Below are 16,764 nucleotides of genomic sequence, written 5' to 3'. Positions count from 1 at the left end.
CAATGTTAAGTATCAATGAGATAAAAGACCAGGGCATTGCCGTTATAGGACTAGGTTATGTAGGATTGCCCCTGGCAGTAGAGTTTGCCAAGAAATTTAAAGTGGTTGGGTTTGATATCAACCAAGGTAGAATTACCGAATTGGGTAATGGCCATGACCGTACTCTTGAAGTGGAGGATGATTATTTGAAGGAAGTCCTTGATATGGGCAAACTGTCATTTACCAATAAAAGTGAGGATATCGCCTCATGCAATGTTTTTATCATAACTGTGCCTACTCCAGTAGATAAGCATAACCGACCTGATTTAACTCCTCTTGTTAAGGCGAGTGAGTCTGTAGGTAAAGTACTTAAAAAGGGGGATATTGTGATCTATGAATCCACCGTTTACCCTGGTTGTACAGAAGAAGACTGTGTTCCAGTGTTGGAAAAAGTTAGCGGTCTAAAGTTTAATACTGATTTCTTCGCAGGGTATTCTCCTGAAAGAATAAATCCGGGAGATAAAGAGCATACAGTGACCAAAATCAAAAAGGTAACCGCTGGTAGCACTCCTGAATCTGGTAAGGTGATCAATGAGTTATATGCTGAAATCATCGTTGCTGGGACTCATTTGGCGCCAGCAATCAAGGTGGCTGAGGCAGCTAAAGTTATAGAAAATAGCCAAAGAGATATCAATATTGCCTTTGTAAATGAGCTTTCCAAAATTTTCGCCAAGCTGGATATCGATACCTTGGATGTACTGGAAGCTGCTGGAACAAAGTGGAACTTCTTGCCCTTCCGTCCAGGATTGGTAGGCGGACACTGTATTGGCGTGGATCCATTCTATTTAGCTCAAAAAGCGATGGAAGTAGGGTACAATCCTGAAATTATCCTAGGTGGCCGTAGAGTTAACGATTCCATGGGCAAGTTTGTAGCTGATCAAGTAATCAAGCTTTTGATCAAAAATGAACACATGATTGCCAAATCAAGGGTATTAATGTTGGGTGTTACCTTTAAGGAAAATTGTCCAGATGTAAGAAATACTAGAGTAATCGATGTAATTCAGGAAATGACTGCTTTTGGAGTGACGGTTGACGTGTATGATCCTTGGGCTGACAAGGACGAAGTGAAGCATGAATACGGACTGGATCTAATTGATAATCCATTCGAGTCAGGGAACAAATATGAAGGGGTTGTATTGGCAGTAAGCCACAATGAATTTCTTACCTCAGACCTATCTCAATTGAAGGCTGAAAATGGTGTGATTTACGATGTGAAATCCATTTTGCCAAAGGATCAAATTGACGCTAGGTTATAAAAACTGAATTTGCTAACAAGTTGAAAAGCCGACAGATATCTGTCGGCTTTTCTTTTTTTAAAACCTACCCATATTTGATAAAAATTTTAATTTGATATGCGTAATGTAGAATAATTTATATTTATTTGTAACAGCTATTAGGTAAAATTTTATAGTAAAAATGAAAGTTATACCAAATATGCTGTAAGTGCTGATGAAAAAGCATTTTGTGGTCTATTTTCAGATATACCCAATTTATATGACAACACGTTTACGGTTAATCCTTCTTACTTTCCTAATTCAGTTTTCGCTTTTTGCAAGCGAAAATAATCCTCCGGTGAACGATGCTCCTGTAGTTGTCATATCGGATCCAGGTGTGACCATTTATCCTGCGGGCACGGAGGATATATTGGTAGATCCCAATGTGAGGGTTTCTGATTCAGATTCTGACAACCTAATAAGAGCGGAGGTTGTTCTAAGTGATATTTGGGATGGGACTATCATTGAACAGTTATTCTTGACTGAAGCAGGAACTGACCTAATATCAGCTTATGGACTTTCCTTTAAAGTAGAGTTTTCCCCAGTGATGCGGGTTTTGATATCAGGTCTTGCGCCAGTTTCAGTTTATGAGCAAATTTTACAGGAATTGGTTTATGATAACCACCGATCTGCGCCTACCCCGGGTGACAGAAGGGCAGTGTATACTGTCACGGATGAAGACAACAACGTAAGTGCACCTGTAACGCGAATCATCCGGATTGAGGAACCCCCTTTGGAAATCGTAGAAACTGAAGTAGTTAATTTGCCTCCAAATGGTCTTTTTGGTATCGACGATGTCATTGAACTCCGACTTGCTTATAGTGAGCCTGTGTTTGTGAGTGGAGGTACACCTTATATCCTATTAAATATCAACGGTGTGGAGGTCCGCGCCAATTATGTTTCAGGTTCAGGGACCGAGGAGTTGCTGTTTGCCTATACGGTGGAGGAAGAACTTGAGCTACTAGACATGGAGGGAATCGGAATAGCTCCGACGGTTACATTGGATGGAGCAGAAGTGCTCAACAGCGGAGGAGAAACCATTCCTTTGGAGGTAGGCGAAATTGCCGGAAATATATTTGTTGATGGCATTCGTCCCTTTGTAGTGAGTGTGCAAGTACCTGCAGATGGTGTGTATGCGTTTTGTGCAGAAGATGTGATGACTTTCACACTTCAACTAAATGAAGCTGTACAAATTGATTTTGATAATTTACCAGAATTGCAATTGATATTTGATTCTGGAGAAGCTTGGGCAAGATTTGATCAAGGAAATGTGAATGACTCAACTTTGGTTTTTACCTATGAGATTCAGAAAGGGGATCAAGATCTTACAGGCATCACCATTGGCAGCATCAGACTGAACGGTACGGTCATTTATGATATCGCTAACAATGAATTTTTAAATGTTGAAATGACTGGTTCGGATATACCGCATACTTCGGGGGTATTGATCGATACCAGTGAACCTAATGCTCCTCTCGTTTGGGGAATAAGAGAAGATACAGGTGTCTCTGATGAAGATGGAATTACCAATTCTCAAAACCTTGAGATCTTTGGAACCGGCTTGGTCAATTCCTTAATAATTGTGTTTTTAGACGGGGAAGAAATCGGAAGAACAGACTCTAATAGTGATGGCTGGTGGGACTTAGATTATACCGACGTAACTTTAGAAGAAGGCTCGTATGAAGTTACTGCCTATTTGATCAATGAGCTTTGTGCGGAAAGTCCTTTAAGTGAACTTTATACCTTTATAGTTGATCTCACCCCTCCAACGGTTGATTTGCAGGAGATAACTATTTCCGTGGACGAAGAAGGAAGTGTCACTTTAGACGGCAGAATTTTAGATGCAGGCTCCTCAGATAATATCAGTGAAAACGCCAATTTAACATTCACCGTTGAGCCGGGTACATTTGATTGCGATGACCTGGGAGAAAATGAAGTTACGGTCACAGTTACTGATGAAGCAGGAAATAGTGTTTCTGAAACGGTGACAGTGACAATTGTGGATAATATAGCTCCTACTGCAGAAGTTGATAATTACACTTTGTATTTAGATGTAAATGGTTTAGCTACTTTCTCTGAGGAAGATATTGATGCAATGGTATACGACAATTGTGGTATTGAATCGATTGTCTTTAGTGAGGAGGAGTTTAGTTGTGAAGATGTGGGAGAAATTGAAGTAGAAGCCACGATCACTGATCCATCTGGAAATGAAACCGTAGTCACCTTCACGATTACAGTAGCTGATAACCTGGCTCCAATAATCTCAAATTCACCTGAGGACTTTTCAACGGGCACCAATGTAGATGGCGAGTACAGTGTACCTGATTTTATCGGAAACCTTGAAGTAAGTGACAATTGTGAGGTTGCTTCCATAGCACAGTTCCCTGCTCAGGGAACAATTTTGGAGGGTTTTGGTACTCCTCATACCATTACTATAATTGCTACCGATATTCATGGCAACCAAACCGAAGTAGTATTCACCGTTACATTGGTTGATAATTCAATCGAGGAAATAGTGATGCCTGAAATCATTTCAGTTCCTTGGAATACCCAGATCGATGATCTTCCATTACCTACTGAGGTGACCGTGATATTGAGGAACGGTGAAATAGTGACTGTAGTTGTCAATTGGCAAATCGACAATTACGAGCCTATGGAGCCAGGATTCTACCAGAATGATGGCGTTATTGTACTTCCTGAGGATGTTTTCAACCCAGATGGATTGATGGCCTCTATTACAATAATCGTTGAGGACAAGCTTTTACCTGAAGATATAGAGTTGGATAACCAGACTTTCCAAATGGATCATGGTATCGCCCGTCCAATTGGACTTTTCAATACAATTGACCCAAGTGATGATCAACATGTATATGCTTTGGTAGATGGAGGCGCGGATAATGGGTTCTTTAGAATTGAAAATGGACAACTTTTCTGGAATACCGATGAGCAATTGCCTGGTCGTACTGAGTTTACTATAACTGTCAGTTCAACTGATAGGATGGGTAATGTGATTACTAGAACCTTTACCATAACCCGTATCTTCCCGCCTCTTTCAGAGCTTAGGATTGTTAATGTATTTTCTCCTAACGGTGATGGAATCAATGATACGTGGGGAGTGGAAGTGTTAGGCTTTTATGGGGATGTGAGAGTGATGGTCTTCGAAAGAAGTGGCAAAAGAGTCTATTATTCTAATGACCCTTATGAAAGGTGGGATGGGAAATACTTAGGCGAGCCTGTGGTGTCAGGAGCTTATTATTATATAATTGAAGTGGTGCCTACCGGGGAGGTGCATCGAAGTGTTTTAACAATTTTAAGAGATTGAGGGCTAGGTAAATAGAAGCATATGAAAAAATATTTACTGATACTGATAATAGTGATGACTTCCATAGAGGGCTTTGCCCAAAGCCGGAAGTATTTTACTCAGTTCAATTCCTTGCAAGGGTATTATAATTCTGCCCTAACTGCCCATGGGGGTAGTGCTCTAAGGGGCGTGGTAAGAAATCAATGGATGGGGCTTGACGGCTCACCTTCCACTACCTTTTTCAGTGGGGAAATCGACTTTGCGGAACTTGCCGGAGAGGATGATCCAGCTTTGATAGGAAAAAATGCAGTAGGCGCATATGTGCTTTTTGATCAACATGGTCCATTTGCCGAAACGGAGCTGACTATGAACTATGCGACCCGAGTCAGGCTTTCTGCCAAGCACAGCTTTCGCTTGGGGGCAGGGGTAAATTTTGCATCTGTCAGACTTGATGGAGCCTCATTGACTCCAGAGTTGGAAAATGACCCAATAATTGGTAAATACTTGGGTGGTTTTGGAGATATGCAAAGTCTGGATTTTCATATTGGAGGAGCGCTCACCCATGAAAAATACTATGTTGGATTTGCAATGAACCATGTAAATGGAGGTAAATTCCATAGAGGAGATGTGTTCTGGCCTCAGAGACCACTGGGGTACGTTATTTCAGCAGGTTATAGAGAGTCTCTTTCCGATCAGTTGTCGGTAATGGGAAATGCCTTATATCGTTATCAGGATGGCTTATATGACAATATAGAATTTAACTTTAAGGCTTTGTTTGCCGATACCTTCTGGCTTGGGGGTGGACATCGAATAGATCACGGTAACAATTTCCAATTCGGAGTGCTGTTACTTCACCAGTTTACGGTAGGATATGTATTTGAATTTCCTACAAATGCCACTCATCGCTTGCCTGGAACAACTCACGAATTTGTAGCAGCGCTTCGCTTAGGCAGAACTCACATCAGAAGGGATAGGAGAGAAATTCTAATTTGGTAACTTAGTATGTTTCCTCAAAGGTTTTTTGGGGAAACGGTGATTCCCAGCTAAATACCGCACTGACGGGGTAATGGTCGGAGTAATCCACTTCCCGATGAGTGTTAAAATCTTTTATTTGGAAAATAGGGGAGTAGAAAATATTGTCAATTCTTAAAAAGAATAGAACCCTATTGAAAGTAAAGCCAAAACCTCTTCCACCTTCCTCAAATGCATTTAGTAGTTCTTTTTTCAAAGTTTGGTAAGTGAAGCTGTAAGGCAAATCATTAAAATCGCCTGCCACAATTACAGGATGCGGACTGTTACTAATATGTTCTTGCAACACTTGGACCTGTGAAGCTCTTATTTCGGTGCCGTTTTTAAGTTTTCTAAAAGTATCTCTATAGTTTTCCTTTATGCCATCCACGTTGTTAAGGTCATCGGCCTTGATATTCATAGATTCCAAGTGAGTATTGTAAACCCTAATGGTGTCTTGATTGATCTTTATATCGGTAAAAATAGCGCCATTGGTCCAGCGGTTTTGGAATACCTTTCCACTGTTGATTATAGGGTATCTACTGAAAGTAGCCAAACCATAACTGTTTCTTTTGGCGTCTCCCTCCATTATTTCATACTTGTACTCAAACGTTCCATCCTGACTGATTTGCTTGATAGAATTGTAGGTCGGAATAGTATAATTTTGATAAAATTCCTGAAAACATTTGATGTCAGCGGGGAATTCCCTAGCCCATTGAATGCTATTTTTGGTAAAGCTTTTTTTATCATCTTGGGCTATACCTAAATTAAATAATCTCACATTATAGCTCATTACCGATAATCCTTCCGCATCCTCAACTGCCGGATTGAGCTGATAAGTCGCTCCCAAAAAATTGTACCCGATTGCTAAAGCTATAATTGGGACAATCATGACAATTCTCATTCTTAAAATGTGGAGGAGTAATAATGCTATGTTGAAAATCAAAAAAGCAGGAATCAAAAGAGGAAGCAACCCTGTATAAGGGAGTACCTCAGGAGATATCCTTACACTGAAGAAAAGAATCATGGAAATTATAAATACTAACAGAGTAATAAATCGCATGTTTTCAGGGATGCCAACGTTGGCTTTCTAATTGATTCGGTTTGGGACAGCTTAATCTTGACCTCTTGAAGGTTAAGATTATCAAAAGGCTAGAATGTTGATTGGCAAAAATAAGGCAATTAAACCCAGATTTGAAAACTGCGGATTAATTTCCTTGAAATGAATTTAAATTCTTTTGATCAATCCTTATATTGCGGTTCAGCTTCAGTCAAAAATAACTCAAATTCTGCATGAAACAATATCACCGATTACTTCAGCATATTTTAGATAAAGGCGTGCAAAAGGGAGACCGCACCGGTACAGGTACCCAAAGTGTGTTTGGCTACCAGATGCGTTTTGACCTTCAGGAGGGCTTTCCCCTAGTGACAACCAAAAAATGCCACCTTCGCTCCATTATCCACGAATTGCTGTGGTTTTTGAAGGGTGATACTAATATTAAGTATTTGAAAGAGAACAAGGTTTCCATCTGGGATGAATGGGCGGATGAATCCGGTGATCTGGGGCCTGTATATGGTTACCAGTGGAGGCATTGGCCTGATGGAAAAGGGGGAGAGATTGACCAGATCAAAAACCTTATCCATCAGATCAAAAATAACCCAGACTCAAGACGGCTGATAGTAAGTGCCTGGAATGTAGCTGATGTGGACCAGATGGCCCTGCCACCTTGCCACCTGTTGTTTCAATTTTATGTGGCGGAGGGAAAACTGTCCTGCCAGCTCTATCAGAGAAGTGCTGATGTGTTTTTGGGCGTTCCGTTCAATATCGCCAGCTATGCATTGATGGTGATGATGATTGCACAGGTTTGTGATCTTCAGCCGGGAGAGTTTATCCATACTTTTGGCGATGCTCACCTTTATAGCAATCACTTGGAGCAGGCCCGACTCCAGCTTAGCCGTGAATGCAGACCGTTGCCTAATATGAAAATTAATCCTAAAGTTAAAGATATTTTCCGATTTGAATATCAGGACTTTGAGCTGGAGAATTACGATCCTCACCCTCATATCAAAGCACCTGTAGCTGTCTAAATCATAAACAAACTTTCTAAAAACTCGACTGGTTCAATATTAAATCCGGTCGAGTTTATTTTGGATATATAATGAATACCCGTCACGTTAGAAGTGAATACCAAATCGGCCTTCAAAACTTCAGACGGGTTGTATTCTCCCTCCAAAACTTTTATCTCCAATTCCTTCAGTTTTTTTATTATCACACATCTGCTCACCCCTTCTATGCAGGAGGTTTTTAGTGAAGGAGTATAATAAATACCATCTTTTACCCAGAAAAGATTGGCTGCTCCCGCCTCACAAACATGTCCTTGGGTATCAAGTAAGATGATTTCTTCGAAACCGGCCTTTTTTCTTGCGATTCCAGCTTGAACGTACAACATTGCATTTAAAGTTTTGCAATTGCTCCAAGGGAGGTTGGGTACAGAAAACTGCTCGTTTATAAACGCAACTTTTGATTGAGGGGAAAGGTAGCAAAATGGCTCAATAATCAGTGATTGCTGAGTGTCATTGCTAATAGGTGTGTACTTTCCTTTACTGGAGCGGAAGATATTCCATCTAACTCTCAAAATCTGCCCATCATATTTTTCTTTCACAAATAGCTCAACTAAGCTAAATGCTTCATCCACATTTAAAACCAGATCCAACATCTGGCAACCCTTTGTTGCTCTATAAATATGTTGCGTTGCAAACCTAAACTCCGTCCAGGTAAAGATCATGGTTTCAAATATACCATCCCCAAATAGGCAGCCCCGGTTGGTCAACTCATTATTCTCAAATTGAAATTGTCCATTTTCAGTGCGGAGGTAAAAAACTGTATCGTTTTCGGACGGTAGTTTGTTCATTTTCGATCAATAATTGAATTCACAACCTAAAGCTAGTGTTAAATAATTTTAAATAAAGGTCCCTTTAAATTTATGTAAGACCAATAATCCAATATTAATTATTTAATTGGAAATTAGTTGTTAGATTAGCACAGTATTAGTAAAAATTGAACCACAATGGCAGGAAAAAGTAGTGTTTTCGATATGATTGGCCCAGTGATGATTGGCCCATCATCTTCTCATACAGCAGGTGTAGTACGTATCGGCCGGGCAGCCATCCGGGTGATGGGAGAGGTGCCAGATGAGGCCTTGATTACTTTCTACAATTCTTTTGCCAGAACCTACGAAGGACACGGAAGTGACCGGGCTATTATCGGAGGACTTCTGGATATGAAAACGGATGATGCCCGCATCAAAACTGCTTTTGAAGTAGCAAAAGAAAAAGGTTTGAAATACACCTTCAAATCTATTGGAAATGCCTCCGTGTACCACCCTAATACAGTGAAAATCAACTTGACAAAGGGAGAAAAGAAGGTTGAAGTAATCGGAGAAAGTTTGGGGGGTGGATTGATAAATATCTCCAGAGTGGATGGATTCAACGCTGATTTTTCCGCTCAAGCTCATACACTCATAATTAAAGCCCAAGATGTGTCCGGAGCAATTGCATTCATTGCCAGCGTGATTGCGCAAGAAAAAACCAATATTGCTACCATGTCCGTTTCTCGGAAGGGAAAAAATGACGTGGCCTGTCATGTAATTGAAATGGATTCTGGTCTACAGCCTATTACCATTGAATACCTAAAAAGCCTTCCTTGGATTAAGGAATTGATTTATATCCCAGACATAGATTTATAATATGAAGAAAGTTTACTTTTTGTTTAGTTTACTTCTGTTTACCAGTCAGTTGAAAGCCCAAGATTATCAAGTCTCGGACCTGACATTGCAGGAGTGTATTGAGATCGCTCTCGAAAACAACATCAATTTACAACGTACGGAACTTAACCTCGCTAATACAGAGGCGGCGTTATTGGAAGCTCGAGGCAATGTATTGCCTTCCTTTACCTTGGGATTTTCTCCTCAAGTGAGATGGGGTAGAAATATCAACCCTGTGACTAACCTCTTTGAGACTAGGAGAATCGGAGCGGTAAACATGGTAGCCAATACCAATGTGACTCTTTTTGCAGGTCGCCAAATCCAGAATAATGTGAATCAGGCTCTTACCAATGTGGAAGCAAGCCATTATGATGTGGAGGCCTCCAGAAATGATATTACCCTTTCGGTGATTAACCTTTTTGTCAATGTAGTTTTTGCCAAAGAACAACTCAACATTGCACAAAGCCAATTGCAAACTGTGGCTGATCAGCGAGACAGGACAATTAAGCTTGTCGAAGCGGGCTCTTTACCTACTGCCGAAAAATTGGAAATTGAAGCACAAACCGCCACAAGTGAACTCGAGGTGATAAATGCAACTAACAATCTTAGACTTGCACGTCTTAATTTAGCTCAACAGATGCAGGTTCCATTTTCGGAAAGGTTTAGTATAAGTTTCCCTGACTTAGAGGCGGAAGATTATGCTTTAGAGGAAAGCGATGTAAATCAGATTTTTGCCCGTGCAATGGAGACAATGCCACAGGTGAAAGCTGCTGAACTAGGGGTGGAAGCGGCAGATTTTGGTGTGAAAGCTGCTAAAGGCGGTTTTTATCCTACTATTTCCCTTGGAGGAAATGTATTTTCCAACTACATTGATCAGCCCTCCTTACCAAATTTCGAAATAAATCCGTTTTTCCAACAAGTAGAAAACAACCTGGCTCAACAGGTTACGTTAAATTTGAATATACCCGTATTTTCCAATTTCCGTAACAGGGCCAATCTCCAGCGTGCTCGTGTTCAAAGGCGGATGAGCGAACTTCAGCAAGTCGAAACTCACAATCAGCTGCGTCAAGATATTGAAACTGCCTTTACTAATGCGATGGCCTCGCGTCAAGCATATAGAAGTTCAATTAGAAGGGTTAGCTCCCTGGAAGAGGCCTTCCGTATGTCCCAGCAACGTTATGACGTCGGAGGTATAAATGCAGTAGATTTTCAGATCGCTCAGAATAACCTGTTCAATGCTCAAGCGGATCTGATCAACGCAAAATACGAATACATCTTCCGGGTGAAAGTCCTGGATTTTTACCTAGGCAATCCCATTACATTATAATATCATGGCTAAGAAAAAGAAATCAAATAAATTAATTTATATCCTACTTGGAGTAGTAGGGGTACTGCTACTTTTTATAATCATTGGCAGGTCAGCTGGATGGATTGGCGGAGAGAAGGAACTTGAAGTCGAGGTCGCTGAAGCCAACCGTAAGACAATTATTGAAAAAGTTAGTGCATCGGGGGTAGTACAACCTGAAATTGAAGTGAAGCTCAGCCCAGATGTGGCCGGAGAGATTATCAATCTTAATGTAAAAGAAGGAGACTCTGTACGTGTCAATGACCTTTTGGTTAAGATACGTCCTGATAACCTAATTTCTGCATTGGGAAGAAGTGAAGCCAACCTCAATCAAAACAAGGCTAATCTTAGCCAAGCAAAAGCGCAGTTGAAAAGAGCTGAGGCTGTTTTTCACAGATCTGAGTTGGAGTTCAATAGAAATGAGAAGTTATATAAAGACAAGGTAATTTCCGATTCAGATTTTGAGCAAGCCAATGCAGATTTCCTTTCTGCCAAAAATGACCTTGAAGCTGCACAGCAAAATGTTATCGCTGCAGAATATATTGTAAAGAGTGCTCAGGCAACTGTGGACGAGGCAGCTGAAAACTTACGTTTAACCAACGTTTACTCCCCGATGAACGGGATTGTTTCCAAGCTTTTGGTTGAAAAAGGCGAGCGGGTAGTTGGTACCCAGCAAATGGCAGGTACTGAGATGCTTAGACTGGCCGACCTTTCCCAAATGGAAGTTAGGGTGAATGTGAATGAAAATGATATAGTAAGGATATCCTTTGGTGATACCACTTTAATTGATGTGGACTCTTATTCTTACAGCAATAAGAAATTTACCGGCATTGTAACTTCTATTGCCAACTCTGCAAATGAGAAAGCTAACCAAGATGCTGTGACGGAATTTGAGGTTCGAATTAGAATTTTGAATGAGTCCTATCAGGATTTGATTTCAGAAAAGAACAGGTTTCCTTTCCGTCCAGGCATGACTGCAAGTGTGGAAATCATTACTAACAAAAAGCAGGATGTTTTAGCCGTTCCATTGGCGGCCGTGACCACTCGCGAGGGTCAGGTAAGAGAAGGTGCCGAAGGAAGACTTAAAGAACTTGTCTTCGTAAAAGATGGTGACCGCGCCAAGAGAGTAGAAGTAACTACCGGTATCTCGGATTTCGACAACATTGAAATTCTAGAAGGCATTGAAGAAGGACAGAAGATTATCAGTGGACCTTACTTCATTGTTAGCAAACAAATGGAAGATGGGAAGTTGGTTAAATCAACTACACCGGCAACTGAAAAGGCTACCGCATCTAGGTAAAATAAAAATAGAGGCTTTCAACAGAAAGCCTCTATTTTTATTTCATGGTTCCCTCTAAGTGGTCCACCAAGTCATTGTCCAGCGTCCGGTAGCTTCTCATGCAGTCTGCTGTCATACAACTATGGATGGGGAGTATTCCTATAATGTCTCCAGTATTAATTTTCTCCATCAAGGAATCAGGCGCATGGATGAGGCCATGTTCCTGGGATATACTTTTCAAAAAAGCTCTTTCGGGTGGAATTATCCACTTATCTTTTTCAAAGAGAACAACTTCCCCAAAATTCTTCACCCCATTTCCTTCCAGTACATCCTTGGAAAGGTGAACCCCTCCACAATGGATCAAAATTTCATTTTTCTCAGCCTTGACATCCACCACTGGGGCGGCTAATGCTACCGCTATGTCTTCTTTGTTACAACTTCCTATAGCTGCTTGCGTAAGGTCATAAAAAACAAAATTACCAGGTCCCAATTCATCTATATGCTCAAAATCCTCCATTAGGGATGCCGATGGAGTATCCCCAGACCTGCAGGCCAAATTGGAATATTGGCTACTATACTTGGCTTTCAAAATTCTAAAGGCCTCTTGGGTTTCTTTGTGTATTTTTTCTATACCTTCCAAATCTGTGTGGTAGGTATGCCCGGCATGAATATAAAACCCTTTAAAAGCTAGATTTTTGTTCTCAGCAGCGGCTCGCAATATCCTATCGATTAATTCAAAATTCTCAATAGGTACCCCGGCCCTTCCGTATCCTGCGTCTATTTCAATGAAAAAACCAACCTGACTTTGTACTTTTTGGGCTACCAATTTTGTAACTTCCTCATTGACTAATTGAATCGAAACAGGCTGACCTTGCATAAGTGCCAAATCCTCAATTAATAGAGGATTAAAAGGAAATGCAATATGGATGTTTTTGAATCCCCTGTCACGGAAATAAAACGCCATCCGGAATGAAGAAACCGAAATTTCTTCAACACCATAGTCCTTGCACCATTCCGCTACTTTTAAGGATTGGTGGGTTTTAAAATGTGGGGCAATTTTCAAGTTGAGAGATTTTGCCTTTATAGACATCCTTTTGATGTTTTTTCTGCAAATGGCCTCGTCAAGGATAAGGGTGGGGTTTTTGATCTCAAAATCAAGCATATAGTAGGGTTTATGGGTCAAATAGATATATTCTTTTTCTTAAAATTCTGTAAAAATTACTGATTTCTGAAATTCTAACCCTATTCTTTAATAGTAGTTCTTAATTTTGGCAAACAAAATCTATCTCCGTAATTTTTACGTTACTAATTTTGGGGAAGGGGAAATACCATGAGTAAGAAAATAATAATCATTATCCTGGCTATCGTTTTGGTGCCAGTATTGTTGGTGGCCGGTACGATAGCCGCTATATATTACAATCAACAAAAAATAGTCCAACGGGCATTACTTACAGTAAATGAAGGTTTTGATGGAGAACTAACCATTAAGGGAAGTCATATTTCCCCTTTTGCCAATTTTCCTTACATTTCAATCGACTTAGAGGAAGTTACATTTTTTGAAAGCAAAGCCCAAGATACAAGACCCCTTTACACTGCTAGTGACGTTTATGTAGGATTTGATATCAAGGATGTTCTGGCAGGAAATTACACCGTAAAGAGCATCAAAGTGAAAAATGGGCACCTTGATGTAGTCAAGTATGAAAATGGTGATATTAATCTACTTTTAGCTAAAGGTATCGGTGAAAGTTCAGAGCCAGAAAGTGAGGAGGGCTTTGATGGACAAATAGAGTTAGAGTCGTTAATAATCGATGGATTTGAAATCAGTTACAAAGACTTTTCCTCAGCTCAAGAAATTCTGGCTCATATTAAATCAGTAAGAACCAACCTGAAATTTAGCGCTGATCATTTTTTCATAGATATAGCTTCTGATTTTTTGCTTGACATTCAGGAGAATGGTGAACCAACATTCTTTTCCAACAAGCACTTAGACATAGACCTTCACCTCGATTATGACATCACTGATGAGTTGGTGACTGTGCTTGAAAGTCAGGTAATTTTAGAACAAGCACTTTTTTCCTTAGATGGTTTTGTTGATTTGGATGATGATCTCAATATGGATATCAAGTTTTATGGAGAAAAGCCTGATTTCAACATTTTTGCTGCTTTTGCACCTCCCGAGGTGGGGGATGCGCTAAAGCGATACAAAAATGAAGGCCAAGTTTATTTTCTCGGAAGCGTGGAAGGAAAGTCAGGCAATGGAAATACTCCTGCGATTTCGGTGGAATTTGGTGCCGACAACGCTTATTTTCTCAATACTGAGATGGATAAAAAGGTTGATAATCTGGCATTTGCTGGTTATTTCACTAACGGTAAGGACAGGACTTTGGAAAGTTCCGAACTTAGGTTGCAGCGATTTACTGCCAGACCGGAAGAGGGGATTTTTGAAGGCAAAATGATTGTCAAAAACTTTAAGGATCCTTTCATCAAGGTGAATCTCCATGCAGATCTTGACCTGGAATTTATTGGCCAATTTCTCCAAGTGGAAGGACTTGAGAGAATTAAAGGACAAGTACTCCTGGACATGGATTTTGACGAGCTTATAGATTTGGAGCTTCCTGGAGAAAACCTTGCCCAGCTTAAACAAGGGATCGACAGTGAACTGACGATTAAAAATCTCAGCTTTAATATCCCTAATTACCCTCATTCCATTCGCAATGCCAATGGGCATGCCGTGATGCGTGAGGGGAAAATTGAGATGGATAATCTTTCCTTCAATATTGCCGGGTCGGATTTCAAATTCACCATGGGACTTAGTGATTTCCCTGCTCTGTTCCATCAATACGACCAAATGGTCAATTTGGATCTCAATGCCAATTCTAGCAAAATTGACTTCCCCGAGTTACTATCTTTTGATTCAGCGCTTTTGACCATCACAGATGAAGTGATCGATGATTTTGAAATCAAGTTGGCTTTTGAAGCCAATGCCAAAGATCTCTGGAACTTTGAGCATCTTCCCAAAGGTGAATTCTTCATCAAGGATTTTCATGCTAAGCTGAAAAATTACAGTCATGAACTTCATGATTTTCATGCTGATCTGATCATTTCCGACAGTTCTTTCCTGTTGAAAGATTTTTCCGGCTTTATTGACAAGAGCGACTTTCATTTTACTGGACAGCTGGACAATTATAAAAAATGGTTTCAGGAGGTCAAAAGGGGTGATACCAAGCTTGAATTCGATTTCCATTCAGAATACCTACAATTGGCCGATTTATTATCTTATGATGGCCAAAACTACTTACCGGAAGATTATCGCAATGAAGAACTGCGGGGAGTAAAGGCCCATGGGCTGCTGGATCTTCACTATGATTCAATATTTCACTCGCTCGATTTCTATCTTTCCGGTTTCCAAGGTAAGATGAATGTTCACCCATTGAAGTTTGAGGGTTTCAAAGGAAGGGTTCATTATGAGGATGAGCACCTTTTGGTAGAAGGTTTTGAGGGGAAAATGGGAGCAAGTGACTTTAAGGTTGATCTTGCCTATTATCTTGGAGAGGATAGCACGATCCGTAAGCGAGACAACCATTTTAAATTCATGGCCAAAGCACTTGATCTGGACGCCTTGATGAATTATGACATACAGGCCGACACCTCCCATGAGGATGCCTTCAACATATTCGATTTGCCTTTTACTGATATGAAATTCCAGGCTGAAATAGGAAAGCTTAACTACCATACCTATTGGTTGGAGAATTTTAAGTTGGAGGGAAGGATCCAAGAAGATCATTATATGTTTGTCGATACACTTGGAGTGAATGTCGCAGAAGGAAGCTTAGGGCTCAAAGGATACTTTAATGGTTCGGATCCCAAAAACATTTACTTTAACAGTGCCGTTACCGCTAATAAACTCGATTTGGACAAGTTACTGATCAAGTTCGAAAACTTTGGACAGGATTATTTCATTAATGAAAACATACACGGAAAAGTCAGCGGTACGATAACCAGCAATTTTCTGGTCCACCCAGACTTTACGCCAATATTAGAACAAAGTGAAGCCCACATGGACTTGAGAATCTATGATGGCAGTATAAATAATTTTGCGCCACTACATGCTCTGTCGGATTATTTCAAGGACAAGAACTTAAACATGGTTAGGTTTGACACCTTGGAAAACTCCATGGATCTAAAGGAAGGCGTATTGTCCATCCCTAAGATGAATATCAACTCCAGTCTTGGCTTCATCGAGCTCTCAGGGCGTCAAAGCCTCGACCTCAGCATGGATTACTTCTTAAGGATACCATTGGGTCTAGTTACCCAAGTAGGCTTCAGATCCCTGTTTGGCGGCAAAAACAAAGGAGAAGTTGACCCCGACCAGGTCGATGATATCGTATACCGTAACGAAGACCGTAGAGTCCGCTTTCTCAATATCAACATGAAAGGCACACCGGATGATATACAGGTGTCGCTGGGGAAGGATAGGAAGAATTAACTTGTGATTTTCACCAGGTTAAGGAGATCGTGAAAAAAAATATCAAATTTTTTTCAAAGAAATTTTTGGGGTGAAATGCAATAAAGTTTTGGTGTGTTACAAAATTAAATTTATGTAACAATTATTGGTAAAATACAGTAGGTTTTGGTTGATTGTTTTGGGTTTTTGGTGTTTTGGAATTAAATATTTTTGTTTCATATTAGTGTCGTAATCAAAATCAAACGGGACAACACCCCCGGATTTTGACACCTAAAACAGAAATCTTTTT

At 40.4% G+C, this 16,764-nt stretch carries 11 protein-coding genes; 8 read left to right on the top strand and 3 right to left on the bottom strand.

Annotated features, from left to right (window positions below; all coding sequences use genetic code 11):
- Positions 1–2: 2 nt before the first annotated feature.
- From FPL27_RS14620 to FPL27_RS14610, 3 genes are all read left to right on the top strand, one after another.
- Positions 3–1,295: a nucleotide sugar dehydrogenase gene (locus FPL27_RS14620; protein ID WP_143961796.1), complete on the top strand. Its 1,293-nt coding sequence runs from the start codon at positions 3–5 to the stop codon at positions 1,293–1,295.
- 238 nt (positions 1,296–1,533) lie between these two features.
- Positions 1,534–4,635 (top strand): T9SS type B sorting domain-containing protein, encoded by a 3,102-nt coding sequence (locus FPL27_RS14615; protein WP_185974384.1) that lies wholly within the window; start codon positions 1,534–1,536, stop codon positions 4,633–4,635.
- A 21-nt stretch (positions 4,636–4,656) separates the two neighbouring features.
- Positions 4,657–5,610, top strand: coding sequence for a PorP/SprF family type IX secretion system membrane protein (locus tag FPL27_RS14610; RefSeq protein ID WP_143961794.1), 954 nt, complete (start codon positions 4,657–4,659; stop codon positions 5,608–5,610).
- Position 5,611: 1 nt separating this feature from the next.
- Here FPL27_RS14610 and FPL27_RS14605 read toward each other — a convergent pair whose 3' ends face one another.
- Entirely contained in the window at positions 5,612–6,685 is a 1,074-nt protein-coding gene (locus FPL27_RS14605; protein ID WP_143961793.1) for an endonuclease/exonuclease/phosphatase family protein, read from the bottom strand.
- Between the two features lie 230 nt (positions 6,686–6,915).
- Between FPL27_RS14605 and FPL27_RS14600 the strand changes: the two genes are divergently transcribed.
- Complete coding sequence (locus tag FPL27_RS14600) at positions 6,916–7,710, top strand: thymidylate synthase (protein WP_143961792.1); 795 nt, start codon at positions 6,916–6,918, stop codon at positions 7,708–7,710.
- Here FPL27_RS14600 and FPL27_RS14595 read toward each other — a convergent pair.
- A complete protein-coding gene (locus tag FPL27_RS14595; protein ID WP_143961791.1) occupies positions 7,707–8,534 on the bottom strand; it encodes an aminotransferase class IV in 828 nt (275 codons plus the stop codon). The genes FPL27_RS14600 and FPL27_RS14595 overlap by 4 nt on opposite strands.
- A 156-nt stretch (positions 8,535–8,690) precedes the next feature.
- On the opposite strand from FPL27_RS14595, the gene sdaAB reads away from it, so the two are divergent.
- The 3 genes from sdaAB to FPL27_RS14580 are packed head-to-tail and all read left to right on the top strand — an operon-like array spanning position 8,691 to position 12,031.
- On the top strand, positions 8,691–9,368 hold the full coding sequence (gene sdaAB, locus FPL27_RS14590; protein ID WP_143961790.1) for an L-serine ammonia-lyase, iron-sulfur-dependent subunit beta: 678 nt from the start codon (positions 8,691–8,693) through the stop codon (positions 9,366–9,368).
- A gap of 1 nt (position 9,369) precedes the next feature.
- Entirely contained in the window at positions 9,370–10,713 is a 1,344-nt protein-coding gene (locus FPL27_RS14585) for a TolC family protein (RefSeq protein ID WP_143961789.1), read from the top strand.
- Positions 10,714–10,717: 4 nt separating this feature from the next.
- The gene (locus tag FPL27_RS14580) at positions 10,718–12,031 is read left to right on the top strand and encodes an efflux RND transporter periplasmic adaptor subunit (RefSeq protein WP_143961788.1); all 1,314 of its coding nucleotides are present in this window, start codon (positions 10,718–10,720) and stop codon (positions 12,029–12,031) included.
- 37 nt (positions 12,032–12,068) lie between these two features.
- Here FPL27_RS14580 and FPL27_RS14575 read toward each other — a convergent pair whose 3' ends face one another.
- Complete coding sequence (locus FPL27_RS14575; protein WP_143961787.1) at positions 12,069–13,172, bottom strand: alanine racemase; 1,104 nt, start codon at positions 13,170–13,172, stop codon at positions 12,069–12,071.
- Between the two features lie 168 nt (positions 13,173–13,340).
- Here FPL27_RS14575 and FPL27_RS14570 point away from each other — a divergent pair, with 168 nt between their 5' ends.
- A complete protein-coding gene (locus FPL27_RS14570) occupies positions 13,341–16,496 on the top strand; it encodes an AsmA-like C-terminal region-containing protein (RefSeq protein WP_143961786.1) in 3,156 nt (1,051 codons plus the stop codon).
- Positions 16,497–16,764: the final 268 nt, after the last annotated feature.

The organism is Litoribacter populi, from assembly GCF_007483685.1.
Lineage (GTDB): Bacteria > Bacteroidota > Bacteroidia > Cytophagales > Cyclobacteriaceae > Litoribacter > Litoribacter populi.
This window is presented reverse-complemented; position numbering and strand designations above follow the sequence as displayed.